The 24385-nt window shown below is 59.8% G+C and carries 21 protein-coding genes and 3 pseudogenes; 7 read left to right on the top strand and 17 right to left on the bottom strand.

Features of this window, described 5'->3' with window-relative positions:
• Window positions 1–69: 69 nt before the first annotated feature.
• A pseudogene (locus tag AC0L3I_RS34580) lies at window positions 70–219 on the bottom strand (transposase domain-containing protein); the annotation flags it as partial.
• Between AC0L3I_RS34580 and AC0L3I_RS34575 the strand changes: the two are divergent.
• From AC0L3I_RS34575 to AC0L3I_RS34565, 3 genes are all read left to right on the top strand, one after another.
• Window positions 155–766, top strand: coding sequence for a zincin-like metallopeptidase domain-containing protein (locus AC0L3I_RS34575; RefSeq protein ID WP_473529914.1), 612 nt, complete (start codon window positions 155–157; stop codon window positions 764–766). The pseudogene AC0L3I_RS34580 and the gene AC0L3I_RS34575 overlap by 65 nt on opposite strands.
• A 341-nt stretch (window positions 767–1107) precedes the next feature.
• On the top strand, window positions 1108–2556 hold the full coding sequence (locus tag AC0L3I_RS34570) for an IS4 family transposase (protein WP_473529913.1): 1449 nt from the start codon (window positions 1108–1110) through the stop codon (window positions 2554–2556).
• Window positions 2557–2686: 130 nt separating this feature from the next.
• Window positions 2687–4078: an IS1182 family transposase gene (locus AC0L3I_RS34565; RefSeq protein WP_473529912.1), complete on the top strand. Its 1392-nt coding sequence runs from the start codon at window positions 2687–2689 to the stop codon at window positions 4076–4078.
• Between the two features lie 63 nt (window positions 4079–4141).
• On the opposite strand, the gene ltrA is transcribed toward AC0L3I_RS34565, so the two are convergent.
• Window positions 4142–5584, bottom strand: a complete 1443-nt coding sequence (gene ltrA / locus AC0L3I_RS34560) for a group II intron reverse transcriptase/maturase (protein WP_473529911.1) — start codon at window positions 5582–5584, stop codon at window positions 4142–4144.
• 534 nt (window positions 5585–6118) lie between these two features.
• Window positions 6119–6296, bottom strand: a pseudogene (locus AC0L3I_RS34555) (transposase); the annotation flags it as partial.
• A 16-nt stretch (window positions 6297–6312) separates the two neighbouring features.
• Here AC0L3I_RS34555 and AC0L3I_RS34550 point away from each other — a divergent pair.
• Window positions 6313–8382, top strand: a complete 2070-nt coding sequence (locus tag AC0L3I_RS34550) for a recombinase family protein (protein WP_473529910.1) — start codon at window positions 6313–6315, stop codon at window positions 8380–8382.
• A gap of 244 nt (window positions 8383–8626) precedes the next feature.
• On the opposite strand, the gene AC0L3I_RS34545 is transcribed toward AC0L3I_RS34550, so the two are convergent.
• The 5 genes from AC0L3I_RS34545 to AC0L3I_RS34525 form a co-directional block, all read right to left on the bottom strand.
• On the bottom strand, window positions 8627–10030 hold the full coding sequence (locus AC0L3I_RS34545) for a recombinase family protein (protein WP_473529909.1): 1404 nt from the start codon (window positions 10028–10030) through the stop codon (window positions 8627–8629).
• 140 nt (window positions 10031–10170) lie between these two features.
• Window positions 10171–10407: a ribbon-helix-helix domain-containing protein gene (locus tag AC0L3I_RS34540; protein WP_473529908.1), complete on the bottom strand. Its 237-nt coding sequence runs from the start codon at window positions 10405–10407 to the stop codon at window positions 10171–10173.
• Between the two features lie 224 nt (window positions 10408–10631).
• Window positions 10632–11288, bottom strand: coding sequence for a reverse transcriptase domain-containing protein (locus AC0L3I_RS34535; protein WP_473529907.1), 657 nt, complete (start codon window positions 11286–11288; stop codon window positions 10632–10634).
• 623 nt (window positions 11289–11911) lie between these two features.
• Complete coding sequence (locus AC0L3I_RS34530; RefSeq protein ID WP_473529906.1) at window positions 11912–12130, bottom strand: hypothetical protein; 219 nt, start codon at window positions 12128–12130, stop codon at window positions 11912–11914.
• An 84-nt stretch (window positions 12131–12214) separates the two neighbouring features.
• Window positions 12215–13405 (bottom strand): IS481 family transposase, encoded by a 1191-nt coding sequence (locus tag AC0L3I_RS34525; protein WP_473529905.1) that lies wholly within the window; start codon window positions 13403–13405, stop codon window positions 12215–12217.
• A 793-nt stretch (window positions 13406–14198) separates the two neighbouring features.
• Between AC0L3I_RS34525 and AC0L3I_RS34520 the strand changes: the two genes are divergently transcribed.
• Window positions 14199–14963 carry an SDR family NAD(P)-dependent oxidoreductase gene (locus tag AC0L3I_RS34520; RefSeq protein ID WP_473529904.1) on the top strand — a complete coding sequence of 255 codons (765 nt, stop codon included), beginning with the start codon at window positions 14199–14201 and terminating at the stop codon, window positions 14961–14963.
• A gap of 571 nt (window positions 14964–15534) precedes the next feature.
• Here the strand turns inward: AC0L3I_RS34520 and AC0L3I_RS34515 are convergent.
• Complete coding sequence (locus AC0L3I_RS34515; protein WP_473529903.1) at window positions 15535–15822, bottom strand: MFS transporter; 288 nt, start codon at window positions 15820–15822, stop codon at window positions 15535–15537.
• Window positions 15764–16066, bottom strand: coding sequence for an MFS transporter (locus tag AC0L3I_RS34510; RefSeq protein WP_473529902.1), 303 nt, complete (start codon window positions 16064–16066; stop codon window positions 15764–15766). Before AC0L3I_RS34510 ends, AC0L3I_RS34515 begins: the two co-directional genes overlap by 59 nt.
• Window positions 16067–16337: 271 nt before the next feature.
• On the opposite strand from AC0L3I_RS34510, the gene AC0L3I_RS34505 reads away from it, so the two are divergent.
• Both AC0L3I_RS34505 and AC0L3I_RS34500 read left to right on the top strand, forming a co-directional pair.
• Window positions 16338–17375, top strand: a complete 1038-nt coding sequence (locus AC0L3I_RS34505) for an IS110 family RNA-guided transposase (RefSeq protein ID WP_473529901.1) — start codon at window positions 16338–16340, stop codon at window positions 17373–17375.
• Between the two features lie 408 nt (window positions 17376–17783).
• A complete protein-coding gene (locus AC0L3I_RS34500) occupies window positions 17784–18014 on the top strand; it encodes a hypothetical protein (RefSeq protein ID WP_473529900.1) in 231 nt (76 codons plus the stop codon).
• A 144-nt stretch (window positions 18015–18158) separates the two neighbouring features.
• On the opposite strand, the gene AC0L3I_RS34495 is transcribed toward AC0L3I_RS34500, so the two are convergent.
• From AC0L3I_RS34495 to AC0L3I_RS34465, 7 genes and pseudogenes are all read right to left on the bottom strand, one after another.
• The gene (locus AC0L3I_RS34495) at window positions 18159–18989 is read right to left on the bottom strand and encodes an ABC transporter permease (RefSeq protein WP_473529899.1); all 831 of its coding nucleotides are present in this window, start codon (window positions 18987–18989) and stop codon (window positions 18159–18161) included.
• Between the two features lie 8 nt (window positions 18990–18997).
• Entirely contained in the window at window positions 18998–20248 is a 1251-nt protein-coding gene (locus AC0L3I_RS34490; RefSeq protein ID WP_473529898.1) for an ABC transporter permease, read from the bottom strand.
• 65 nt (window positions 20249–20313) lie between these two features.
• Complete coding sequence (locus AC0L3I_RS34485) at window positions 20314–21258, bottom strand: ABC transporter substrate-binding protein (RefSeq protein ID WP_473529897.1); 945 nt, start codon at window positions 21256–21258, stop codon at window positions 20314–20316.
• 179 nt (window positions 21259–21437) lie between these two features.
• Window positions 21438–22529, bottom strand: coding sequence for an ABC transporter ATP-binding protein (locus tag AC0L3I_RS34480; protein WP_473529896.1), 1092 nt, complete (start codon window positions 22527–22529; stop codon window positions 21438–21440).
• Between the two features lie 526 nt (window positions 22530–23055).
• Window positions 23056–23235, bottom strand: a complete 180-nt coding sequence (locus AC0L3I_RS34475; RefSeq protein WP_473529919.1) for a hypothetical protein — start codon at window positions 23233–23235, stop codon at window positions 23056–23058.
• Window positions 23236–23309: 74 nt separating this feature from the next.
• Window positions 23310–23717 (bottom strand): annotated as a pseudogene (locus AC0L3I_RS34470) (IS110 family transposase); the annotation flags it as partial.
• A gap of 12 nt (window positions 23718–23729) precedes the next feature.
• Window positions 23730–24368, bottom strand: coding sequence for a 3-hydroxyacyl-CoA dehydrogenase NAD-binding domain-containing protein (locus AC0L3I_RS34465; RefSeq protein WP_473529895.1), 639 nt, complete (start codon window positions 24366–24368; stop codon window positions 23730–23732).
• Window positions 24369–24385 lie beyond the last annotated feature (17 nt).

The following is a 24385-nucleotide window of genomic DNA, read 5'->3' as shown; positions in this document are numbered from 1 at the left end:
TTTATTTTGATGACAATATTATATCATGCTGTAATATAACCTTAATTGTCGATTATAGATCTAACATAATTAGCCGCGGATGCGCTCGAGGGCTTGGGTGAGCCAGGCATGCGGATCGACATTGTTCATTTTGGCGGCGGCCAGAAGCGTGGCTATGGTTCCCCATGTCCGTCCACCACCGTCACTGCCGGCGAACAACAAGTTCTTTCTCGTAATTGTCATCTCGGGGTCATTCCGCCCATTGCAGGAGGTCGAGGTCCATTACCGTTGGCACCCGTATTTCGGACGTAGCCTTCGCTGCGAGAACAGCGAAGAGCGCGCCAACGGCCGGATCATTCACCTCGTCGTCGCGCGCGGGCATGTCATTACCGCTCCGGCCTGGATGATCGATGCTGTGGCTTGCTGCGCGGCGATGGACCTGGGCTCCCCGCCGCCGACGAGCATCTTGCCGGAGGGCGAGCGTCTGGCGCACGCGGAGGCCTTCATCGCCAATCTAGGGTTCAAGACGGTGTTCGGCAGCTCGGCAGCTTACTATCTTCCGTCGTCCGACACGGTGTTCATGTCCGACTTCTCCTCTTTCCGGGATGCAGCTTCGTTCTATGGAGCGTGGTTGCACGAGACCGGCCACGCCTCAGGCTCGAAGCACCGGTTAGACCGCGATCTCTCGGGCCGGTTCGGCTCGGCCGCCTATGCCGCCGAGGAATGCTGCGTCGAGATTCTTAGCGGGCTTGTGCTTGCAGTCAAGGTGAGACTCGTTTCGCGGTAGGGACGCTCATTACTGAGCGCCCCCCGCACAGATCCACGCGGGCGGCTTTCCCGCACGAAGCGAACACTCGGCCATGGATGAAGGTTGCAAGGCTTGGGAAGGTAGTCATTGGCTAACTGCGCGACCCGTTCCCACGTAGCGCCGTCCTTCTGGCTGCGTCGCTGTAGCGTACGCCGCCAAAGGTCGATGACGCGATACCTGAGCGCTGTGAGCGCTCGGATATTTGTTGGAACGTACCCATCCGGTGAAGCTTCCGATTACCCACATCGTCGGCGGGCCTATTGCCCCGTATGAATCTGCCGTGATTCTGTCCGTGACGCCGAATCACGGAGGCGTCACGGATGCGAGACAAGGCCAGCAGCAGCGAAGCCGCTTGGCAGGAGGAAGAGCTTTCTGCTGCGGCCCTTCCCGACAAGCGTCTGGCCCGTCGGCTGCAACGGTTGCTGGATCAGATGTCAGCTGCACCGGGCAAGCCAATCCCGGCGGCCTGCGGCGACTGGGCGGCGGCGAAGGCGGCTTACCGCTTCTTTGACAATCCGCGTGTGACCGAACATAGCGTTCTCGCCGGCCATTTCGCTGCGACCGCGGCGCGCGTTGCGGCAAGCGAAGGTCCGATCCTTATCCTGCAGGACACGACCGAATTTATCTACAGCCGCGCGCAGCCGGGCAAAATCGGTTTCACCAGAACCATCAACGCCGGGCGTTACAAGGCCGGGCAGCCCAATGTGCTGACCTTGTGCGGGGTGCTAATGCATTCGAGCCTGGCCGTCACCCTCACCGGCACACCCCTCGGTCTGACAGCGGCGAAGTTCTGGACACGAACGAAGTTCAAGGGAACGCTTGCGCTCAAGCGGCACATCAATCCCACGCGCGTGCCGATCGAGACGAAGGAGAGCTACCGCTGGCTGGAGAACCTGCGCCAGTCCATCGCGCTCGTTGGCGCGCCCGAGCGCTGCGTGCATGTGGGTGACCGGGAGAGCGACATCTACGAGCTCTATTGCACCGCGCGGGACCTTGGTACCAGCTTCCTCGTGCGGGTGCAGACGAACAGGCTGGCAGAGCGGCCTGCCGATGCTGCCCCACACGATCCTGCTCAGCGCGTCTTTGCCCAACTTGCGGCGGCGCCTTGGGCGGGACGTCATCGCATTACGGTTGATCAGGACGAGACGACCTGGCTGCAGGTGAAGTTCGCCGCCATCAATACCTTGCCGCCGGAGGGCAAGCAGAAGCGCTACAGTCCGCAGGTTCTGATGACTTACATCCACGCCCACGAAGAGAATCCACCGCCCGGTCGCGAGCCGATCGACTGGAAGCTGGTGACCAACTTGCCGGTCGAAGATCTTTCCGCGGCGGTTGAGAAGCTCGGCTGGTATGGCCTGCGCTGGAAGGCGGAGGTGTTCCACAAGGTCATGAAGTCCGGCTGCCGTGCCGAGGAGGCGAGGCTCGAGACCGCCGAGAGGCTGGCGAAGTTCCTCGCCCTCATCGCGGTGGTCAGCTGGCGCATATTCTTCGTCACTATGTCGGCGCGCGCCAAGCCAGACGCCGCGCCCGACAGCGTTCTCACCTTCGCCGAGATCACTGCGCTCGACCGAATCGACGCATCCCGAACGCGACCACGCCTCCAACAGCCCACGCTGGCCGCTTACCTGCTGCAAATCGCCATGCATGGCGGCTATCTCGCCCGCAAACATGATCCGCCTCCCGGCAACATGGTCGTCTGGCGCGGCATGACCCGCTTGCACGACTTCGCCTTCGGCATCTCCATTGGATCAAGCCGACGATGTGGGTAATCGGAAGCCGGTGAAGACCGCAGGTAGCTTGAGCCTGTTCGTGAATTCTCCACCGCCTAAACAGGCTGTGTGAGAACTAACTGAGCAAATCAGATATGATGGCCGCATCGGCAACGGTGCGGCCATTTTCATGAGATACATTGCTGGAGAGGATCGTGGCCAGGCAGCCCTGCTGCCGGCGATGATCGATGATTATGTGTCGGCGGATGCTCCGGTTCGAGTGATCGACGCCTTCGTCGAAGAGCTGGACATGGTTGGGCTCGGCTTTGGTCGGGCGGTGCCCGCGAGCACGGGAAGACCTGCCTACGATCCGCGTGATCTGCTCAGGCTCTATATCTACGGCTATTTCAACGAGGTTCGTTCGTCGCGGCGTCTGGAGCGTGAATGCCGGCGCAATGTCGAGGCGATGTGGTTGTTGCGGCGGCTGGTGCCGGACTTCAAGACGATCTCTGACTTCCGCCGCGACAATGGCGCGGCGATCGTGGGCGCATGCCGGGCCTTCGTGATGCTGTGCCGGGATGCAGGTCTTTTCCAGGCGCGGCTGGTGGCCTTGGATGGCTCGAAGTTCCGGGCGGTGGCCAGTTGCAAGAAGATCATCGGACGCAAGGAGATTGCGGACGAGGTCGTCCGCCTCGATCGCCGGATCGCGGACTATCTCGCCGGGCTCGATGAAGCCGACGATGCGGAGCCGGACGATGCGCCGGGTGCTGTGCCTGCGGCGATAACGGCGCTTCATGCCCGGCGCGCTGAACTGGGCCGGCTTGCCGCAAAGCTTGAGGATGAAGGTCGCACGATGCTCGTTGAAGGCGAGGAGGATGCAAGGCCTATGGGTAAGGGCAACGGCCCCAAACCTCCTTCATACAACGTCCAGACGGCGGTAGATGCCGACAGCGGGCTGATCATCCACCACGAAGTGACGGACGAGGCGACCGACAAACGGCAACTCCACCCCATGGCCAGGGCGACAAGGGATGTGCTCGGGCGCGCCGAACTGACGGTCGTTGCCGATGCCGGCTACGCCAACGGCGCGCATGCCAGTGCCTGCGAGACGGATGGCATCACGCCCTGCGTTGCGGCCAACAGGTCGGTGAACAGCCAAGGCGATGGCACGCTGTTCGACCGTACCGCTTTTGTCTACGAAGCCGACACCGACACATTGCGCTGCCCGGCGGGCCGCACACTGGTCCGCAAGCAATTGCACCGGAAGAAGCGCAATGTGAGCTACGTGTCGCTCGACTGCTCGAACTGCACTCTCAAGCCGCAATGCACCACGGCCGAGCGCCGCTTCGTTAAGCTTCACCTGGACGAGGATGCGCTCGGCCGGATGAGCGCCAGAGCCACCCCCGATCTCATGGCCAGGCGACGATGCGCCGCCGAGCACCCTTTCGGAACCATCAAGCGGATGATGGCAGGAGGACGATTCCTCACCAGGAACATCAAAGGAAGCAGAACCGAAATGGCACTCTCCGTCCTCGCCTATAACATGCTCCGCGCCATCAACATCAAAGCCGCTGCGGCCTGAACCTGAAAATCGAGTAGGGGGGTTCCTCACGGTTCCCCCCTCTCACACCACCGGGCATACGTTCTACGTACCACGGCGGTTTCCGGCAATGTTCAACGCGGCATGATGTTTTGCGAGGCTGACCAGCCCTTGCTGATCGAGCCATGCGATGGTCATGGCTTCTGCAGCCTGCGGGCTGCCGGCCATTCGCCACCATCCTTTTCCGGACAGCGCCAGCCTCCATGCGCGCCATTCCGGCACGCCACATTTCCGGAGGAAAGTGGCGACCGCCATGGTGCGTTTGCATTGCTTGAGCCTGGCGCAGCGCAGCTTGCGACGGACCCACCCGTCGAGGTCGCGCAGAACCGAACTGGCTCGTGCATGCCGGAAGTACGTTACCCATCCCGTGGTGAAGGCGCTCACTTGCGCGATCATCGTTTCCAGGGATGTCCCCCGGTTCCGACGCATGATCTGGCGCAGGCGGTCCTTCATGCGCGCAAGGCTCTCCGGCGCAATGCCAAGCGAGCCTGTATTGCTGAGACGGTAGCCGAGGAACTTGCGTTCCCCGACCGGCGCGACCGCACTCTTTTGCCGGTTGACACGGAGCCGCAGCTCGCCTTCCAGAAAGGCAGTCACCGAGGTCATGACGCGCTCCCCCGCTGCCTGTGACCGCACATAGATGTTGCAATCGTCGGCATAGCGGCAGAACCGGTGACCCCGGCGCTCGAGCTCCTTGTCGAGGTCGTCCAGCAGAAGATTGCTGATCAGCGGCGAGAGAGGACCCCCTTGCGGGGTTCCTTCCTGCCGTTCGACGTGTACGCCATTTGCCAGCATACCCGCTTGCAAGAAGCGGCGGATAATGCCGAGCAGGCGTTTGTCGCCAATGCGCCGTGCCAGTCGTGACATCGTTACGTCGTGGTTCACTCGATCGAAGAACTTCTCCAAATCGAGATCGACGACGATCTGATGCCCTTCAGACACATACTCCCGGGCCTGACGCAGCGCGTCGTGCGCACTACGCCCCGGACGGAACCCATAGCTCGAGTCCGAGAATGTCGGATCGAACAGCGGTTCCAGGACTTGCAGTATCGCCTGCTGCACCAGCCGGTCCACCACCGTCGGAATGCCCAGTTGGCGCACTCCCTTTCCCCCGGGCTTGAGGATTTCCACCCCGCGCACCGGTTGCGGACGGTAGCTGCCGTCAAGCAGCGAGACGATCAGCCCTTCACGGTTATCCGCAATCCAGCCACGCAGATCGGCGACGGTCATCCCGTCCACCCCCGGCGCGCCCTTGTTCGCTTTCACCCGCTTATAGGCCTGGTTCAGATTGGCCGAACTGGCCACCTGCTCCATCATGTTACGCGTCAAGGCGAGGGTCTCGGCCCGTGCCGTGGGTGTTTGCCGCTCCTCGATCGTCCCAGCGCCGGTTCCGCCTTTGCCAGATACGCCGTGGCGCAGCGATGCCTTCAGGGCCTCGTCAAAGAGGTCCAGCTGCTTTGCGCTGCCTTGCTGCCGCTCCACACCCATCGAATGAACCCAGTCTTGCTCCTTGATTACCGGATTCAGCCCTTCACCCGGTCGCCCAGGCTACTATGGCTTCTGCTGAGTTCTCCCGGCCCATCCGCCGACATCGCTGCCGCCGTACTCCGGATCGTCCGGAGAGGCCGGGAGATCTCCCAGGGTAAGACGTTGATCCTTCACTCGGCGCCGCCGGATTTACCTGTGCGCATGTCTGTCTGAATATCGGGCATCCCGGTCCAGTGCCCGGTTACCCCCTCGCACCGGCCTTATATCCGGTTCCTGTTCGTCAGCTCCGAGTTTTGCCTCCGGCTTCCTCCCCACCCCGCCTCGCGGCGACGCAGTTGCCCTTGGCTAGCGGTTCCGTTCAGCCGGCCCGCAAAGGACTTACACCTCCAACATCAACGCCATGCCTGGCACACCCAAAAGAGGCTCCGGTCAAACCGGAGCCTCCAATCGTTTCCACACAGCCTGTAAAGGCGGTGGCTTCAGGTTACGGCTTAAGGCCGGATCGGTCCGCCGTTCGGCGGACAGGGCGCGAACTCACGTCACGTTGAAGTTGTCGTCAGGCTCCGGTGGCGTCTGGTTATTGATGTATTCGACCCACATCTCGTCGGTCACGTTCCCGCTGCTCACCACCCAATAGCCCCTCGCCCACAGGTGCTGGCCCCAAGCGCTTGCGCAATATCCCGAACTCGCTCAGCAGCTTGTGCGAACTGCGTAGGAGGAGAGCTGCGATGACGAGCGGTAATCTGATTCCGACTGCCGTCCTCAAGCGCAAGGCCGTCGTCTATGTGCGTCAGTCCACTCAGGCGCAGGTCCAGCTCAACCTTGAGAGCCAGCGTCGGCAATATGAGCTTGTCCACGTCGCGCGGCGCTGGGGATTCCGCAAAGTAGAGGTGATCGACGAGGATCTGGGACGAACCGCAAGCGGGGCTGTGGAGCGTCCCGGTTTCGAGCGCCTGGTCGACGATCTGTGCACCAGCCATGTGGGCGCCGTGCTTTGCCTGGAGGCGTCCCGCCTGTCGCGCAACGGGCCGGACTGGCATCGGCTGCTCGAGTTGTGCGGCGAAGTCGATGCACGCGTGATCGATCTGGACGGAGTCTATGATCCGGGATTGCCGAACGACCGCCTGCTGCTCGGTATGAAGGGCAGCATCAGCGAGTTCGAGCTCGGCGTGCTGCGTGCCCGCATGTACGAGGCCGCCCGCGCCAAGGCACAGCGCGGGGAACTGCGCATCTCCGTGCCCTTCGGCTATGTCTGGCACCGCGATTACGGTCTCGGGTTCGATCCCGACATGCGCCTGCAGGAGACCATTCGCCTGATATTCGCGCGCTTCCGCGAACTCGGCAGTGCGCGCCAGGTCCTGATCTCGATGATCGACGATGGCGTGCATTTCCCCAGACCCTCCGACGGCAAGAAGATGGTGTCCTTCGACTGGGTTCCGATCCGCCACCGCAACGTGATCTCGATCCTGAAGAACCCATTCTACGCCGGCGCCTATGTCTATGGTAAGAGCGAGAAGCGCACTGAGATCGTCGATGGCCGCGTTCGCAAGAGCTATGGCCATTACAAGCCGGCTAGCGAGTGGGCGGTTGTGCTCAAGGACCATCACGAAGGCTACATCGGATGGAGCGAGTACGAACGGAACCAGGAATTGCTCGCGGCCAACGCTTATGGCAAAGCCGGCGGCGTCAAGTCGGGCCGCGGCGGTCGCGCGCTGCTCCCGGGTCTCATCTCCTGTGGTCGATGCGGGCGAAGACTGGTTGTCATGTATGCCGGACGCGGCCAAGGTTATCCGGTATATCGCTGCGAGCGCGGCAACCTCATGATGGCACAGGCGCGATGCATGTCGTTCAACGGCTTTCGCACCGACGCGGCGGTGACCCGCGAAGCGCTGAAGGCGGTTGCGCCGATGGCGATCGAAGCGGCGTTGGAGGCTGAACGGATGCAGCTGGAGAGCGAAGCCAAGCGGCGGCAGATGATCGAGATGGACCTGCAGCAGGCGCGCTATGAGGCATCTCTCGCCGAGCGCCGCTATGCCGCTTGCGACCCGGAGAACCGGCTTATTGCGGCCCAGCTCGAGAGGAGTTGGGAAGCCACGCTCAGGCGCGTGGAGACCTGCGAGGCCCGCCTGAGCGAAGTCCAGCGTGTGGAGCCTGTCGACGCGGTTCCGGACTTCACCGGCCTCGCCCAGAATCTCGAGGCCACCTGGAATGCGCCGGGTGTCGACATGCGCTGTCGTCAGCAACTGCTGCGCGCGCTCATCAAGGACATCGTGGCGGATGTCGATGACGATGCGCGCGACGTGATCTTGACCATCCACTGGCACGGAGGCCAGCACTCGCAGGTACGGGTTCGCAAGCCCAAATCCGGAGAGCATGGCCAGCGTACGCCTGAGGAGGCTCTGGCGATCATGCGATCCATGGCAACCCGGTGGTCGGATGCCGAATTCGCTGCCACACTCAACCGCATGGGCATGGAGACCGGTCCGGGAAAGACCTGGACCGCGCGTCGCGTCCAATCGCTGCGCACGGTGCACAAGATCAGCGGCTATCGCTCTTCCGACAAGAATGGCGAGTGGCTCACCATGTCGGATGCCGCCGCGAAGCTCGGCGTGTCGCACGTCAAAATCCGCCGGTTCATCAGGGATGGCCTCTTGCCCGCCGAGCAGGTCATGCGCGGCGCGCCCTACCAGATTCGCGCCAGCGACCTCGAAGACGAACGGATCAAGGCCGATTTGGCGCGCAATACTCCGCGTCGCATCCACGACGACAACCAGGAATCGCTGTTTTCCGCCATTTGAAAAGGGGGTGCATAATGAATCAGTCTTCGCGATTTCCCGTTGGAAGGCGATGACGCGTTGCCGGACGGCGGTATCGTCGTGTGCATCGGGAGCGAGTGGCGGATGATGACGGTATCGTCGTCGACCAAGACGCCCTTGACCAGCAAGCGGACAATCCTCTGTCGGTCGCTGACGTCCAGCGATTGCGCCGATGCCCGTAATTTCTGGAGGAAGGCGGTCAGCGTCTCGGCGAGACGCAGGAATGTCATGCGATCGGCGGCCTGATCGCGGATCGCCTGCAATTCGGTGCGCATGGCCAGCTCGCGGGCACGCAGCTCCGGCATGCGACGACGCAGTTCCTCAGCGACAGGAGATCCTCCTGGTAGGCGGTCACCAGCCGTTCCATGCTCTTGCTGACGCGCACGAGTTCCCGTTCGAGGGCCTCTTGCCGCCGTTTCGTCGGCTCGGCCGCACGGGCCGCGTCAAGACGCCGGTCGAGCTCGGCGCGGATCAGCGTGGGGTCCTCGATCAAGCGCATCACCTCCCGCCATACCACTTCATCGAGCAGATCCTGACGGATCGGCCGGCTGTCGCATACGGATCCGCCGAGATGGCGCCAGCTATCCGCCCCGAGGCAGCGGTAGTAGTGGATTTTGCGCGCCGACGTACGGGTCGATGTGCGTGATAGCGCGTAGCCGCATTTGCGGCAGGACACCAGCCCCTGCACGATGCTCGGTTCGATGGTCCGGCGCGGGGCGAAGCGCTTGTTGTCGGTCAGGCGTTCGGCCGCCAAGGCGAAGGTTTCTTCCGTCACGATGGCGGGAACGGGCACTTCGATCCATTCCTCGCGCGGCCGCGCGTGCTGGCTGGTATTCTCGCTGAAGCCCGCCCGGCCCGACAAGCGGAACGGCTTCGTCACCTTCTGCCGCGGTGCGACCTGCGTCTTGCCAAAGCAGGCCGTTCCCTTGTAGGCGGGATTGCGTAGCATCCCCCACACCACCGACCGTTCCCAGCGGGTGAGGCGCCGGCGCGTCGGCAGTCCCATCTCGTTGAGAAGGCGGGCGAGGGCGCCAATGCTCAGGCCGCCGACCGTATAGTTCTCGAACATCAGTCGCACCACTTCCGCCTCGGCTGCATCGACTTCATAGCGCGCCGGCGCGTCATTCGTCTTACGAATATACCGATAGCCGTAGGGCGCCCCACACAGCACGGAGACTTCGCCGGCCCTGGCCCGGTGGCGCTTGCCGCGCCGCGAGCGTTCGAGAATTTGGGCCCGTTCGTACTCGGCGATCATGCCCTGGAATTGCAGCATCAGCTGGTCTTCCGGGCTGTCGGCGTGCGGCGCTTTGATGAAGACGGTCTCGACACCGCGGCGAGCGAACTCCTCCATCAAGAGAACCTGATAAGCATATTTTCTGCTCAACCGATCCGGGGAATGGATCAAGACAGCTTGGATGTGTCCCTCGGCCGCCAGGTCGCGCAATCTCTCCAGCCCCGGCCGCGCCAGGCTGGCACCGCTGAACCCCGCGTCTTCGATGATCCATTCATCCGGCACGCTGACCCCTTGCTCGCGGGCGTACGCGACCAGCGCCGCCGTCTGGCTGGCAATCGTGTTGTCCTCTTTCTGCTGATCGGAGGACACCCGGGCATAGATCGCTGCGCACGTCATCGCTTCCCTCCCTTACCCGCGGACCCGCGCCGACGATGCGAACCCGCTCCGCAATCCCGTAGACCTGTGCCAACTTGGCCGGCAGCAGGCGGTCAAAGACAGGCTCGAGAAGGACGCTGCGAACATCGCCCTCCCGCCGGTCAGCCATGGTCGGCTTCGCCGAGAAACGCCCGAAGCGCCCGACCCACCATGGCGCTGATCGTCGTGCCTTCCGCCGCCGCCCGCGCTCGAATCGCGTCGACCAAACTGGGCGGAAGCTTGAACGTCACTGCCGTCGTGGGCTCGGTCACCGGCACCGGACGGCCGATCGCCTGCGCCTCCTCGATATACCGATAGGCCTGACGTTGGGACATGGTGAATTGGCGCGACAACGCCATGGCTGCCTCCGCCACGCTCAGCCCACGCGCAAGCAACCCATGGGCAGCATTGATCCGTTCGGTCTTCTGCAAATCCGTCGAGCGCGGCATATGACATATACATATTACCTTTTAAGACGACAATCAAGCACAGAACGAGAACGATCGAGCGAAATCGACCGGTCAAACTCAAAGTTACCTTTTGCGTTCAGGGAGTGCTCGCCGAGCCCTGACCCGTTCCCCTGTCATCGACAGTCACGATCCCGTCTTCGAGAGTGCCCGCCTTCAACCATTTGCGGGATCAGGCGGACGATGCGCTTGTCGCCGATCCGATGCTCCAGGAAGCGGACCAGGAAATCCTGGCTGACGCTTCCGAAAAAGTTCTGGATGTCGGCGTCTACAATCCAGTTCACCTTCCGCTTGTCGATCGCCAAGCACAGTGCATCCAATGCATAGTGCGGCCCTCTTCCGGGTCGGAACCCGTAGGAGAAACCGCAGAAGTCGCCTTCATAGATGGCGTTGAGCACCATAACGGTTGCCCCTTGGACGATCTTGTCTTCCAGGGCTGCAATCGCCATCGGCCGCTGCTTGCCGCCCGCCTTCGGTATAAACGTCCGGCGAGACGGTTGCGGGCGGTACGCTCCCCGTTGAACCCGTTCATGCAGATCCTTGAGCCGGAGCTCGAGGTCTGCCTCATAGTCCTGCCACGTCATGCCATCCACCCCGGGGGCGGCCTTGCGCCTAAGCGCGTAGAACGCCGTCCGCAGCGTGTCGACGTTGATATGGTGGAAGAGCGCGGTGAACCGGTCCTTCTTTCTCAGCCTTGCGGCTTTCCGTACGGTCCAGCGACTGGGACATGCGAGCCCGGCTCTGTGTCCGGTGCACGTGTTGCTGTTCCGCATTCCCCTTGGTCTCCGGCCTTGGCTCCACCAACTCCGCCACCGGTCGCCCGGTTTTGTTCGTCGGCTTCACAGCTACTATACCGGAGTCAGACTTCTCCTGTCCGTTCATCATCGGGTACGGCTCCTCGCCTTCTCGATGCGTGACCGGTGTGGCTGGACGCCGCCCGGCCGGGCAGGAGATCTCCCAGGTTCCGACGCGTTCCTTTCGTGCGTGATGTGGCCCTAGACCCCGGCAGGGCGACGGAACTTCGCATAGCGGTTCCGCACATATTGCCTTCGACGGATGAGAACGTCTCGGCCTACAATCTTATCACTATCGTGGCTCACTCCCACACCCCACACGATTGCTGTGTACGCTTAGCCGTGGTCGTCACCTCCCACGCCGCAACACTCACTACCGGGCGGACGCTACCCCTTACCCGGGCCGGACTTGCACCGGCTGGAACTCGCCAGCTTGGCCTGGCGCACCTCATCCTGATCGTCGCGCTATAGGCATCCTCTCGCTGGCTCGCGTGAACAAGGCTTCCCACGACGCCATTGGCATCGGCAATCCGTCTTCGGTCAGCCAGAGCGTCAACGGCGCGCTGTCATGACGTCGACAAGCCGCGTCCGCTCCGACGGGGTCAACTGGTCGACGCTTGCTTTGACGGTGCGATCACAATCTGCCAGGCGAAGAGCACGATGTTGGTATCCGGCCACCGGAATCGGGCTGAGCGTCCGCCGGATGCGACCGCTCCGCCCTGCGCGCCCAACTTGCTCACATTGGCGCCCGCAGCCATGCGTTGCACCGCCGCTATCTTGAATTCGCGACTGAACCGCCGCCCCGGGTCTTCTTTCCTCATCAGCTCTCCTTAATGGAGAACTGTTACCCTTTTCGTGTCTCAGAATCGGGGTGCACTACAGGAGACATAGGTAACAGATTGTACCTAAGAGATGGGTGACAACCTCGTGCCGAACGGGTTGTCGATTGGTTGCAAGGTCCTCTGTTCCAGGTCGATATATCCGAGATCATAATGCATGAAGCTCAAGAGCCAAATGCCGTCGTCGACCTCGGTGATGCCGAGCCTCTGTCCGGCGAGTACGGTGGAGACGTTGATCTTCTTTCTGTGCATGCAGATTCGCCCGCAGGCGGTGACGAGAGCGTCGCGATCATGGAAGGGGTAGGCCACTTCCGGCAGGCCCTCATAGGCTCTTGAAGAGGACGTGTAGAGTTCGGCCGGCACCTTCATGTCGAGCGCTTCGTGCGGCCTTTCCTCATTGAATTCGTTGACGAAAGCCTCGAACCTTGCCTGCTGCTGCAGGATGTTCATGCCCGGCGGCCGGGTCGTTTCCTTCTTCAGCGTCAGATGCATGCGCTCGTGACGGCCGTTCTGCTGCGGGTGACCGGGCCTGATGCGCTCAATCGCGATCCCCAACCTGAGCCAGAAGACCGACAGCCTGGAGAGATTGTAGAGGCCATTGGGCGAAGCGAAGGGCAGGCCGTTGTCGGAGCGAATGGCGGCCGGCAAGCCGCATTCCCTGAAAAGGCGGATGAAGGCCTCGATGACCGGCCCTTCCTTCGTCGATTCGAGCGCTTCGCAGGCCAGCAGATAACGCGAAGCTTGGTCGGTGACTGTCAGCGGGTAACAGTAGCGACCGTCGCCGAGCTTGAACTCGCCCTTGAAGTCGGCGCACCATAGATCGTTGGGCCGCGTCGCCTGTGACAGCTGCGTGCCCACGGCCTTGCTCGCCCGGTTCCTCTTGCGGGCCTGGCTCACAAGGCCGTGGCGGTCGAGCACGGCATGAACGGTGCTCTTGGCCGGGATACGCACCTCGCCGGCGAGCTTGCGCACCAGCAGCTCGCGTATCTTTCTGGCGCCCCAGTGCGGCTTCTCTCGCTTGCTCTCCACGATCAGCCGCTCGATCTGGTCGGGAAGCTGGTTGGCGTAGCGCACCGGCCGCCGCGAGCGGTCCGTCAGGGCCTCAAGGCCCTCATCCTTGTAGCGGTTGAAGATCTTGTAGCCAGTCTTACGCGAGATGCCGAACTCCCGGCACACATCGCTCATGCCTTCTCCGTCGAGAAGGCGGGCCACGAAACGAAGTCGCTCCTCCATCACCGAACACTCTTTCCACGGCATCAACACCTCCGGCCAAAAGCCAAAAGTGTTACCCATTGTGTCCGGTACAAATCGTCACCTATGTCTCGGGCCGGTCAACACTCGCACACACTGCGGTCCTAGAAGGAGATTGGTCCTTCCCAAAGACCGTCAACGTCAACCCAGGTTTTGTCGAAGGCTATCGTAGGAGCGGGTGATCGCTGGGAACGCTTCCCAGTTAGCCGTCGATCGCGAGGAGGTCCGTTCCCGCTCCGGCTGCCTTATCTTTGGGCACGGAGTGCGGCCGGACGGTTTTGATCGGTTATGCTTATTTTATGAATGAAGGCAGGAGTGAAGACCAGCTTCGTCCAGCGCACTGTTCGGAAAATCAGAGAAACCAATTCTTTCCGCAGTTAAGAATGCCATGTGAATGCTGGCGGCCCCAAGCCCGCATTGCCCTCCATCTCAAAAAGAGATAGGGCCGTTCGGGACTTTATATTGGCAACACCTATTCTAACTGACGCATAATTTTGGCCAGAAGGTGCTGACTTCGCCCACCAATTGGCGATCCCCGACACAGGTGGCTATATTCAATGAGGCCTTCTCGCCAAGCGCACAAGAACTCGAGTGGGCCCTTCGCGCCGTTGCGACGGAAAACGATGCCGCCACGCGTGGACTGTCTGCATTCTCGTGAATGCAAGATGGTTGATCCGCCAGTGGTGCGGCGCGCCCACGAGATCCTGGCTCTCGCCAACAGCGACTGACCTGCCTCTGCCGGGCGGGGCGCCTATAGCGGTGCTGCAGCACAAAATGAAGTACAACTAGGATGACACATATGATAAACTTTGATTTACGAAATAAAAAGGTTATCGTCAGCGGAGCGGCATCCGGCATTGGTCTTGCCACTGCGATAAAACTAGCAAGATCTGGCGCTAGAGTCGCGATCAATGACTTACGCACAAACGAAAAGCTGAGCGTTGAAGTCGCTAAACTGAGAGACGAAGGTCTTGACGTTTACAGCGTACCGGGAGATGTCAGCAAGCCAGACTCCGCGGCACAGGTTGTCTCATCTGCATTGGAAGTGCTTGGCGGACTTGATTATCTCGTCAACAATGCTGGAGCACCTGGTACGAAATCGCCAATCCCCGTGGATGATTTTGATGCTCTTACACCCGCCTTCTGGCAGAAGATGCTCGACGTTAATTTACTGAGTGCGTTCTGGATGACTAAGGCTGCTCGTACCGCTCTCATCGAGAGCCATGGCGCAGTGGTCAATACGGTATCGACAGGCGCATTCGAGTGCACCGCTAGCAGCACCGCGTATGCTTGCGCCAAAGCCGGGCTGGTTCACCTGACTAGACATTTGGCCAAGGCTTTGGCGCCTCGGGTGAGGGTCAACGGAATTGCGCCCGGAGCGGTAAATTCCCCTTGGGAATGCTATTTTGGGGATCAAGAGGAGTACGCGCAAACTACTGTTCCGCTCCAGCGTGTCGGTCAGCCTGAAGACTATGCGGAAGTCATCGCGTTTCTCGCAGCAGGCGCGTCCTACATGACCGCCCAGGTTGTAATAGTGGATGGTGGCGCATTCCTTTCAGGCTGAAGAATTGCAGGACTTGGTGCGGTCATCCCCGGGGATACATGCGATTGGCCCTTTTCATGAAAACACTGAGGCTTGCATGCGGATCACCGAAATCAACGTTTACTGCCCCTGCCGGTCCAGGGCGGAACATATCGGATGGCGCGGGCTCCATCGATCAACGTCGAAATCACGCTGGTCACAATCGTTGCCGATAACCGCATCGTGGGATGGGGCGAGACATGTTCTAACGGGCCGGTATACCAATCCCGGGTGGGAGACAGGTGCAGCGAGACGGATCTCGGAGGGCGCTTGACAAAGCGGACAGCGCCTTCTCGTGCCATGCCGAAATTCATAACAACACTGCGCGCGCTTCGTCATTTCCGTGATGAAGACCCAGTGAATCTGACTGAACTAAACGACTTGACATTGGCTACGTACGTTTAAAGGCGTGGAAGAAAAGGAGAGGCTTGCTCCGTTTTGGCATACGCACTTGTAGATCGCTCAATAGAAAGCGTCATATGGTGGATGCTCTCCGATATACAAACGGATGAACCGGTTCTCCCACTCTTTATCTGCTATTGTAAGGCGATAATTAATCCGAAGATAATCTGTCCAAGTGGGGTGCGACACTTTCGGTCCATTGCATGGGTTTCTGAAGTTTGCGCTGAAGTGTCCAATGTCGGGCACCGATACGACTTTGTAATGCCTTCGCTCCCCATTGGTTCAACGAATGCTTCGGCATCTTCCTCAGACACGACATACTCAGTTTTGACACTATAGGGCCGCTCCGTGGCTTCAGAGAAAGCGCGATTGCACGGGCGTCAAATGCATCTAACGTCAGGCTCGGAATTGCGCCGCTCGCGTAAGGGGAAAGAGGCACCCGCCCCCGCGACTAGCAGCAGAGCGCCTGCAGAGCTTCCCAACGCTAAGGACAGGGAATGGTTCTGAGCAACAGTTCCCCAGCCCCAACTGCCAGCCGCGATGCCACCATCTATCAATGCATAGTAAATCGAGATTGTGCGCCCTACCACCCAACGTGGACTAGCCAATTGCACGCTAACCCCAACTCCCGCCCACGCGGTTGCCCAGCCTGCGCCGCCCAAGGCCAGTGCCGTTGCTGCCACGTTAGCGAAGAGATCATTGCGAGAGCTAAAGCGCCCGCCGCGCAGGCGACGGTAGTGTAGCCACCGGCGTACCCACGATCCTTCAGTTCTCGCAGGAGCCGCCGACCGCTAAGGCCGGGATAGGCAGCAACCCGTTCACGCAGACATCCCTGAATTTCAAAACAGATGGGGTGATTGGGGTCTCGACCGAGCCAGATGATGACGGCTGCTCCTGTCGAAATGTGAAAACGTGGCCGATGTGAGTCGCCACAAACATTTGGAAGGAGCAGCCATGAAGTACTTTGCCGGACTGGACGTGTCTTTGGAAGAGACCTCTATTTGCATTGTCGACGAGACTGGCCGGATCGTGAAGGAGGCGAGAGCGTTGAGCGATCCGCAGGCATTGTGTGACGCGCTGAAGGGGACCGGCTTGCCGCTTGAGCGGATCGGCCTGGAAGCGTGCTCGCTGACGGCCTGGCTTCACGATGGACTGCACGCCGAAGGCTTGCCGGCGACCTGCATCGAGACCCGGCAGGCCAACGCGGCGATGAAGACGATGCCCAACAAGACCGACCGCAATGACGCCCGCGCGCTGGCGCAGATCATGCGCACTGGCTGGTATCGGCAGGTGCATATCAAGAGCAGGCAGTGCCGGCTGTGGCGTTCGTTGCTGGTTGCCCGCCGCACGGTGCTGAACGAGATGCGTTCGATCGAGAACGTAGTGCGGGCGATCCTGCGCGAGGCCGGCGTCAAGCTGGGCCTGCCGTCGCGTAGCGCGTCTGCCGGCCGCGTGCGTGAGTTGACGGGCGCTGACGCCGAGGTGATGTCGATGGTCGAGCCGCTGCTTGCAATCCTCGGTGTCATGTTGAGAGAGTTCGCCCGCCTGACGAAGCAGGTTCTCGACATCGTCCGCAATGAAGAAGTCTGCCGGCGACTGAAGAGCGCGCCGGGCGTCGGGCCGATCACCGCGCTCGCCTTCCGCGCCACGATCGACCGGCCTGAGCGGTTCGGCTCGTCGCAGGCGGTGGGGGCGCATCTGGGACTGACGCCGGCACGCTACCAGTCCGGCGAAACCGACATCCAGGGAAAGGTCAGCCGATGCGGCGACGAACTTGCACGCACCGCGCTTTATGAGGCGGCCCACACACTGCTGGTGCGATCGAAGAAGTGGTCGAGCCTCAGAGCATGGGGCATGAACATCGCCAGGCGGCGCGGCATGGCACGAGCCCGGGTCGCGGTCGCCCGCAAACTGGCCGTCATTCTGCATCGCATGTGGGCCGACGCGACCGAGTTCCGCTTTGGAAAGGAGCCTGTTCACCTGGCCGCGTGAACTGAGACAGATCGAGGAGCAAGCAACACGAACAAAGCCTTCGCCCGAAAGGGCGATGCCCGGATCGTTCCTGGGGACGATGGGCGAGGCGATCTCGTTGAGAGTCCCGAACCTGCCGGCCCAAGCGCGGCAAGGTCGTGAAACAGATTGAGACGCCTCGCTCTCCTGACCCCATCATGCTGCGGCCCAAGCGCTGACCGCGAAGAGAAGCGAGTGACCCACGGAACGGTCCAGAAAAAAGTGCAGGAGCATCTTGACCAAAACGACCCCAATCAGAGAGGACTCTAAGACTGTATGTCATTCGCGGGGGCGAAAGCTTCGTGGCCCCTCGCCGAAGGACTGCAGAAAGCCCTCTCTTGTCGCTTGGGGGCGCGCCGCTCTATCACCGCAGCGGTAGCCTGTTGCCTGTTGAGGCCGTCCGCAACTTTCAGCACGCCGACCCGCAACAACAAGGGCATTGCCCACGCCTCTTGCGGGGCGTCGCTCTCTATCCCCAAACTGTTGCTGACCAGATCACCGTCGGAACGATCAAGCCTGACCACTTCGCCCGATCGCAGTCGCGAATTCGCCAACAATCCGATCACCGTCGCCATCGCCCCCCTGATCGCGAACTTTGACGGCTATCTGCGTATCGCGTGACCTTAAATCCCGAGCTGAGAGCTATACGGGTTGCGCGCACAATTCGCGAGCGCGGCTCACCTCGCAACGCTTTCACCGAGTTAACGCGGCGGAGCCAATTCGAACCGGCGCCGCGCGGAAAAATGAAAGCACAACATTTGCCCATCAAGTGTTCTGAATACCGCGTAGGCGCTCTGAGCGCCTACGCAAGAGCTCAACTGTGGTCAGCATTGCGATGGCGAACAAAACCAATACGGTGGCAGTGGCGAGGATGGTTGGACTAATCTGCTCTCGGATTCCCGAAAACATCACCAGGGGCAAAGTCCGCTGCTGGGGGCCGGCAATGAAAAGTGCGATCACAACCTCGTCGAAGGAGGTCGCGAAGGCAAAGAGGGAACCAGCAATCATGCCAGGAAGTATAAGCGGCAGAACAATTTTAAAAAAGATTGTGGCCGGTGGCGCACCGAGGCCAGCTGCCGCACGAACGAGGGAGTTGTCAAAGCCGACTAGGGTTGCGCCTACGGTGATTACTACAAACGGCGTAGCAATCGTCGTGTGTGCTAAGATTAAACCGATATAAGAGTTTACTAAACCCACGTACGCGTAAAAGAAATATACTGCCACTCCCGTGATGACGGTCGGCACGATCATGGGTGAGATCACTATGCTCATCACCGCCGTACGCCAGGGGAAGTTTGGCCGGCTAAGTCCGAGTGCGGCCAGCGTCCCCAAAACGGTCGATAGTAGCGTCGCCGCTGCAGCGACAAATATCGAGTTTTGCAAGCCGCCCTGCCATCGAGATGACACAAAGAACTCCTCATACCAGCTGAATGAAAATCCAGACATCGGATAAGTGAAGAAAGGCACTGAATTGAATGAGAGGGGAATCACCGCCACAATTGGCACTACAAGGAAAAGTAGCACCGCGCCACAGACGAATCGATGCGAGTAATACCAAATCTTTTCGGCCGGGGAAGCATAGACAAAAGCAGACATGAGTTCACCTAATTCATTCTTAACCGGTCAACGCCCACCAGCTTATCAAAGACGTAGTAAAGGAGGAGCGTTGCAACTAGAAGGATTGCGCCGAGCGCTGAAGCCAAGCCCCAATTTAGCTGCTTGTTCGTATAGTTAGCGATGTAATACCCGATCATCTGGTCGCTTGGACCGCCGAGCAGAGCCGGAGTGATGTAGTAACCAAGGCATAGGATAAAGGTCAGCAGGCATCCCGCGGCAATACCCGGTAGTGTCTGAGGAAAGTAAACTCTCCAGAAGGCATAGAACGAACCGGAACCTAGTGACCGTGCAGCGCGAATATGACTCGGCGGGATCGTCCTCATCACACTATAGATTGGAAGTAGTGTGAAAGGCAATTGGATCTGGGTCATTGCAACAATTGCTGCGAACCGAGTATAAATAAGATCTGCGGGCTGCGATATAATATTTAATCCCATCAGCGCCTGGTTTACAACACCGTTATGCTGCAAGAGGACGACCCACGCGACCGTTCGCACCAACATGGAGGTCCAGAATGGCAGGACGACCATGATCATTAGCAGATTGCTGGATTTTGGCGGCAACGTCGCCAAAAGGTAAGCTACCGGAAAGCCTAAAAGAAGCGTAGCGGCGGTTACGGCAAGGCTTATGCCAAGTGTACGCAGGAAAGCGGCGCGGAAGATCGCGGTTTCCGGTGGTGTAGCCATGATTTGGCTGTCGGGTCCATATTGGTAGTCGACTGAGCGTAACAGATAGTACGCGGTATAAGGCGAGCTTCCGCGCTTAATGAGGCTCCAGACGTCCTTACGTTCCCAAAGCGGACTTATCTCGATTAGCGCTGCCTTGTAGGGACCGGCCAAAAGGGCGCTCGCCTTTCGGGCGCTGGACGTAAACTGGCTTCCAGTGGCTGATAGCTCATAGTTCATTCGCACGGCGATTTGGCCCATCGTCCTGTGCTCCCACGCATCCTTTAGATCCTTGGCAAGAGCAGCGTAACTTTGCTCATCGGGAAGGTCGTTTCCATCCCAGGCAGCTAGCGAAGCCGTCGTTCGTGGCATCAGCTCCAGCATTGTCTCATCATAGACTGCGTTGAACATCATCCGGGCGATCGGAAATACAAATGTTACTAAGAGGAACAATAGCAGTGGCAGTACTAGCGCAAGTGCCCCTAGCTTGCGCCGGCGCACTGAACGCTGAAGCTGCGCTTGCAGCACAAGATCCTTCCCGCTGCCGGCGCTTCTAGCTATTGCCGTAGCCATCGGTTCCCCTCCGAGTTCATGGGTCATGTGCCGGGAAGAACGGAAGTCCTTCCCGGCAATCGCGCTTAGTTGGCAAGCCAAGCGGTAAAGCGCTGATTTAGTTCGACGCCATTGTCATTCCAAAAGTTTGGATCAGTCTGTAAAGCACCGACCAGATTCTGGGGAGCGTTCGAAACGTAGGGTAAAGCATCGGGGTCAACTAGCGCCATTCCGTCCTTGTTTGCGGGCCCGTATGGGATGTATTTTGTTAGCATGGGTTGTACTTGAGCTGAGGCCACATAGGCGAGGAATTTATATGCTTCGTCCAACCGTGGTGTGCCCGCCGGAATGACCCAGATGTTTGACACTCCCCAAATCTGGGCGTCCCGCATGATGTCGAAATGCTTACCGGAGTTCTTGTTGGCGTCGAAGATACGGCCGTTAGCAGCGGAGGTCATCACAACCTGGCCGTCTGCGAGAAGTTGCGGGGGTACCGCGAATGCCTCCCACCAGACAATGTCCTTCTTGATTGTATCGAGCTTCTTGAAGGCCCGGTCCACGCCTTCCGTCGTACTAAGGACCTTATAAACATCCTGCACGGGTACGCCGTCGGCGATTAGTGCCCATTCAAGATTAGTTTCGGGAATCTTCTGAAGTCCGCGCTTGCCCGGAAACTTCTGTGTATCGAACAGGTCGGCGATGGTTTTCGGGCCGTCCGCCAGCTTATCTTTATCATATGCAATAACGCCACTTGTTAAGACCGAGGGGACGCCGCAATCATACTTTTCCCCGTCTAAGAACTTGGAACGATCGAGTCCCAGCTTGGTCCAGTCTATCTTTTCTAGCAGGCCCTCGTCACATAGTTGGTTGACCCAAACATTATATCCATCGATTACATCCCACGTTACAGTTTTAGACTCGACCATAGCCCGAATCTTGCCGGCTTCGCCACTGTACTCATCTTCAACGACCGCGATACCAGTCTCTTTGGAGAAGGGTTCGTACCAGGCTTGTCGTTCGGCCAGCTGCATTGCCCCTCCCCAAGAGGCAATCCGGACTTCGGCCGCTGCACCCGGTTTCGTCATAGCAAACGAACCGGCGACCAATCCAATCACCGCAAGAGCTCTCACACTTAATACTGGGCTTCTCATCACTTTCCCCTTGGTTGGCCTCGCATCCGAGGCGTGCTAAAGATTCGATTTCCCGGCAGTCATCCGGCGCTGAGCGCCCGACAGTCTTGGACTTTCCAGCCAATTGTGATCTGGGCACCTGGATCAATCTGCACCCCACTATCGGAGTTGGGCAGCTTGATCACGAGATCATGGCCGCCAACCGAGATACGGATTCGCACATGATCGCCCAGGTAGATCACCTCCTCGACTCGGGCATTGAAGATATTTGGTAGGGAACCGGGCGCCGGATTCAGTTTTACTCGTTCCGGGCGCAGCGATATCACTGCGGGCCGACCGACGGGGTCGGCATTGATCGCAAGGGCGTGCACGTTGCCCGCACCTGATATCTCTACCGTGCAGTTTGTACCCTCCAATGAGACCACCTGGCCGCGCAGTAGGTTGTTATCTCCAACAAATTGCGCAACAAACGCGTTCTGCGGTTGCTCGTACAAGTTGGCTGGCGAACCAAGTTGCTGTATGAGCCCATCGTTGAATACCGCAACGCGATCCGACATGGTCAGCGCCTCACCCTGATCATGTGTGACATAGACAATGGTGACGCCCAGAGCTTTGTGGATATGCCTTATCTCGAGTTGCATCTGGTCGCGCAATTGTTTGTCAAGCGCGCCGAGCGGCTCGTCCATCAGCACCAGCTTGGGATCAAAACAGAGGGCGCGGGCAAGCGCTACGCGTTGCTGCTGACCACCCGAGAGCTGACCCGGCAGACGTTTGCCATATGCGCCAAGCCGGACCATGTCCAATGTCCGCTTGATCCTCGTCTCGGTCTCCATCTTACCGAGTTTCCGAACCTTGAGAGGGAAGGCAAGGTTCTCCTCCACCGTCATGTGCGGAAAAAGCGCGTAGTTCTGAAACACCATGCCGATGTCGCGTTTGTGCGGTGGTAGGTTATCGATCGGACGCCCCTCAAGAAGAATCCGGCCCTGAGTGGGCGCCTCAAAGCCGGCGAGCATCAAAAGGGTCGTCGTCTTGCCAGAACCAGAGGGTCCCAACATGGTCAAAAACTCTCCCCGAGCAATGTCGAGATTGAGTTTTTTGACGACTAGCGTTTTGCCATCGTACGTCTTCTGAACATCGGAAAACTTCACAAAGGTATCGTCCGTGCCCAGCATCAATCCTATTCCCGACTTTGGCGCTTGCCCCGCTACCGCGACATCTGCTATCTGATCGCTGCGCTTGTTTTCGAATGATGGCAGCGTCCTGATCGTTCGATCGGGACCCCGGAGGTCCGAGCTCGAGGCGAGTCTGCGGTTGGCCAAATGGCGCATTTTCATGCCTAGTTCGCTGCGACCATGAAGGTCAGCAGGATGCTTTTGCTGCGGACCGCGGCCGAAACTAGCGTCGGATTTTTGTGGCTATTGATTGTCGCCCATTTGCCCATCGCAGTTCTCCTCCACTTCTCATTTTTTGGAGCGACCGGTTCACAGCTCCCCGAAGATGTTGGTGTGAACAAACCAATCGCATTGTTGCTTCCATCTGATGATCATCTGCGCCCGCCCCGTCAAACGCAATTTCAATATCATCATCATCTCGATCCGCGATGGAGGCGACCAACACTAAAGAGCGCCCCGCAAAACAGTCGTTCCCGCCAATCTCGCTGGAAGCCGAGGCAGCGCCGACCGGCATGGCAAACTGTGTTCATGCGAATGCTTTTTTATCTCGAATGATGGCGTTGAGGACGACGAGGAGCTTCCTAGCGACGGCAATGATAGCCAGCTTCTTTGACGCTGAGCGGGCTGCGATTGCGCTGTAGAAAGCTCTGAAGCGCTCACAGGCTCGGATGGCGCCCAGCGCTGCCATGTAGAGGGCACGGCGCACGCGCGGTCGCCCGCCCTGGATCTGGCTCCCGCGTCTGAGCTTGCCCGCGCTCGCGTCACCACTTGTCGTACGACGCTGCGTTGCCGGACCAGGTCGCGCATGGCTTCATGATCGGCGTCGGGCATCCAGACGGGCGTCAACTCACCGGCCCGATTGAGGCGGGCGAGCATGGTCTCATCGCGGCGGTTCGTCTTCACCCGATCGCCGGGCTTCCTTGGAATCAGCGACGCCGCCACCACGTCGCATCGATGGCCGAGGCTTGTGAGTTGGCGATGAACGCCGTAACCGCATGGGCCGGCCTCATAGCAAAACGCCAGCGGCTTGCCGGAGCGCCTGAGACGATCGCACAGCTTGCAACTGGCATCAGCGTCATTGGCAACTTCGCCGAGACATTCCACCGATCCGGAGCGTCCGCTCTCCGCCACGGCGACCGAGATCCGTTGCTTGTGAATATCCAAACCGACAAATCTGATATGTTCCATGTGGCCCGTCTCCTATGCATGAGGCTCTGCGCCGGCCAGCCGGCTTAACCCTCGTACCGTTGGATATCGGATGACGGGCCGCCCCCAGGCCCGGCAATCATAGGGACTAGAGCGTAGCCGGCTGCCTTGAAATAAGGCCTGTATTCCTCGGCTGTGAAGGCTGCAAGGCAGTTGGCCACGACCGACCAGAGTTCGTCGATGGTTTCGAGGGTAACCGACGGTCGCGCGAAATGACGTCCAGTTTGGGCAGGAGAGAACAACATCAGTGATGCAGATCCGGTCAGGCCGAGTATCGGGAGAACCTGAGTGATTCAACGCGCAGCGCAGCGCAGCAGCTTGATGTGGGCCCGGTCCACCGACCATCATGGTCAGTGGCCCGAGGCTGCACAAAAAGGGCCGAACACTCTTCGCGTCAAAGTTTTCGTTCGCACTTTCCTGAACGAAGTGCGTACCCTCAAGGGCCTCCTCCATGTTGGCTGTAAAGTGTACACGTGAAGGCGAAGCGCTTGGTGCCATTCCCAGTTCGGCAAGTTGCGGCATTACCTTGGCTAAGTATTCCCTCAGAAAAGTCTCCCGTGCGGCAGCTGGATCATAGACGACGACATCTAAACCGGCCCTCATAAAATGAGCAGCCCAACCAACCAGCTCCAATCAGCCCCCCGCCGATG

Source organism: Mesorhizobium sp. WSM4840 (genome assembly GCF_055811755.1).
The sequence above is the reverse complement of the archived record's forward strand: the minus strand, read 5'-3'. Positions and strand labels throughout refer to the sequence as shown.

What these genes read in the sequence shown, in the direction of transcription:
- AC0L3I_RS34565 (WP_473529912.1), top strand. Translation starts at nt 2,687, where the DNA reads ATGAGATACATTGCTGGAGAGGATCGTGGCCAGGCAGCCCTGCTGCCG.
- AC0L3I_RS34575 (WP_473529914.1), top strand. Translation starts at nt 155, where the DNA reads ATGGTTCCCCATGTCCGTCCACCACCGTCACTGCCGGCGAACAACAAG.
- AC0L3I_RS34490 (WP_473529898.1), bottom strand. Translation starts at nt 20,248, where the DNA reads ATGGCTACGGCAATAGCTAGAAGCGCCGGCAGCGGGAAGGATCTTGTG.
- AC0L3I_RS34545 (WP_473529909.1), bottom strand. Translation starts at nt 10,030, where the DNA reads ATGACGTGCGCAGCGATCTATGCCCGGGTGTCCTCCGATCAGCAGAAA.
- AC0L3I_RS34480 (WP_473529896.1), bottom strand. Translation starts at nt 22,529, where the DNA reads ATGCTGGGCACGGACGATACCTTTGTGAAGTTTTCCGATGTTCAGAAG.
- AC0L3I_RS34495 (WP_473529899.1), bottom strand. Translation starts at nt 18,989, where the DNA reads ATGTCTGCTTTTGTCTATGCTTCCCCGGCCGAAAAGATTTGGTATTAC.
- ltrA (WP_473529911.1), bottom strand. Translation starts at nt 5,584, where the DNA reads ATGGGTGTGGAGCGGCAGCAAGGCAGCGCAAAGCAGCTGGACCTCTTT.
- AC0L3I_RS34540 (WP_473529908.1), bottom strand. Translation starts at nt 10,407, where the DNA reads ATGGCGTTGTCGCGCCAATTCACCATGTCCCAACGTCAGGCCTATCGG.
- AC0L3I_RS34525 (WP_473529905.1), bottom strand. Translation starts at nt 13,405, where the DNA reads ATGCCGTGGAAAGAGTGTTCGGTGATGGAGGAGCGACTTCGTTTCGTG.
- AC0L3I_RS34570 (WP_473529913.1), top strand. Translation starts at nt 1,108, where the DNA reads ATGCGAGACAAGGCCAGCAGCAGCGAAGCCGCTTGGCAGGAGGAAGAG.
- AC0L3I_RS34485 (WP_473529897.1), bottom strand. Translation starts at nt 21,258, where the DNA reads ATGCAGCTGGCCGAACGACAAGCCTGGTACGAACCCTTCTCCAAAGAG.
- AC0L3I_RS34530 (WP_473529906.1), bottom strand. Translation starts at nt 12,130, where the DNA reads ATGAGGAAAGAAGACCCGGGGCGGCGGTTCAGTCGCGAATTCAAGATA.
- AC0L3I_RS34550 (WP_473529910.1), top strand. Translation starts at nt 6,313, where the DNA reads ATGACGAGCGGTAATCTGATTCCGACTGCCGTCCTCAAGCGCAAGGCC.
- AC0L3I_RS34505 (WP_473529901.1), top strand. Translation starts at nt 16,338, where the DNA reads ATGAAGTACTTTGCCGGACTGGACGTGTCTTTGGAAGAGACCTCTATT.
- AC0L3I_RS34535 (WP_473529907.1), bottom strand. Translation starts at nt 11,288, where the DNA reads ATGCGGAACAGCAACACGTGCACCGGACACAGAGCCGGGCTCGCATGT.
- AC0L3I_RS34520 (WP_473529904.1), top strand. Translation starts at nt 14,199, where the DNA reads ATGATAAACTTTGATTTACGAAATAAAAAGGTTATCGTCAGCGGAGCG.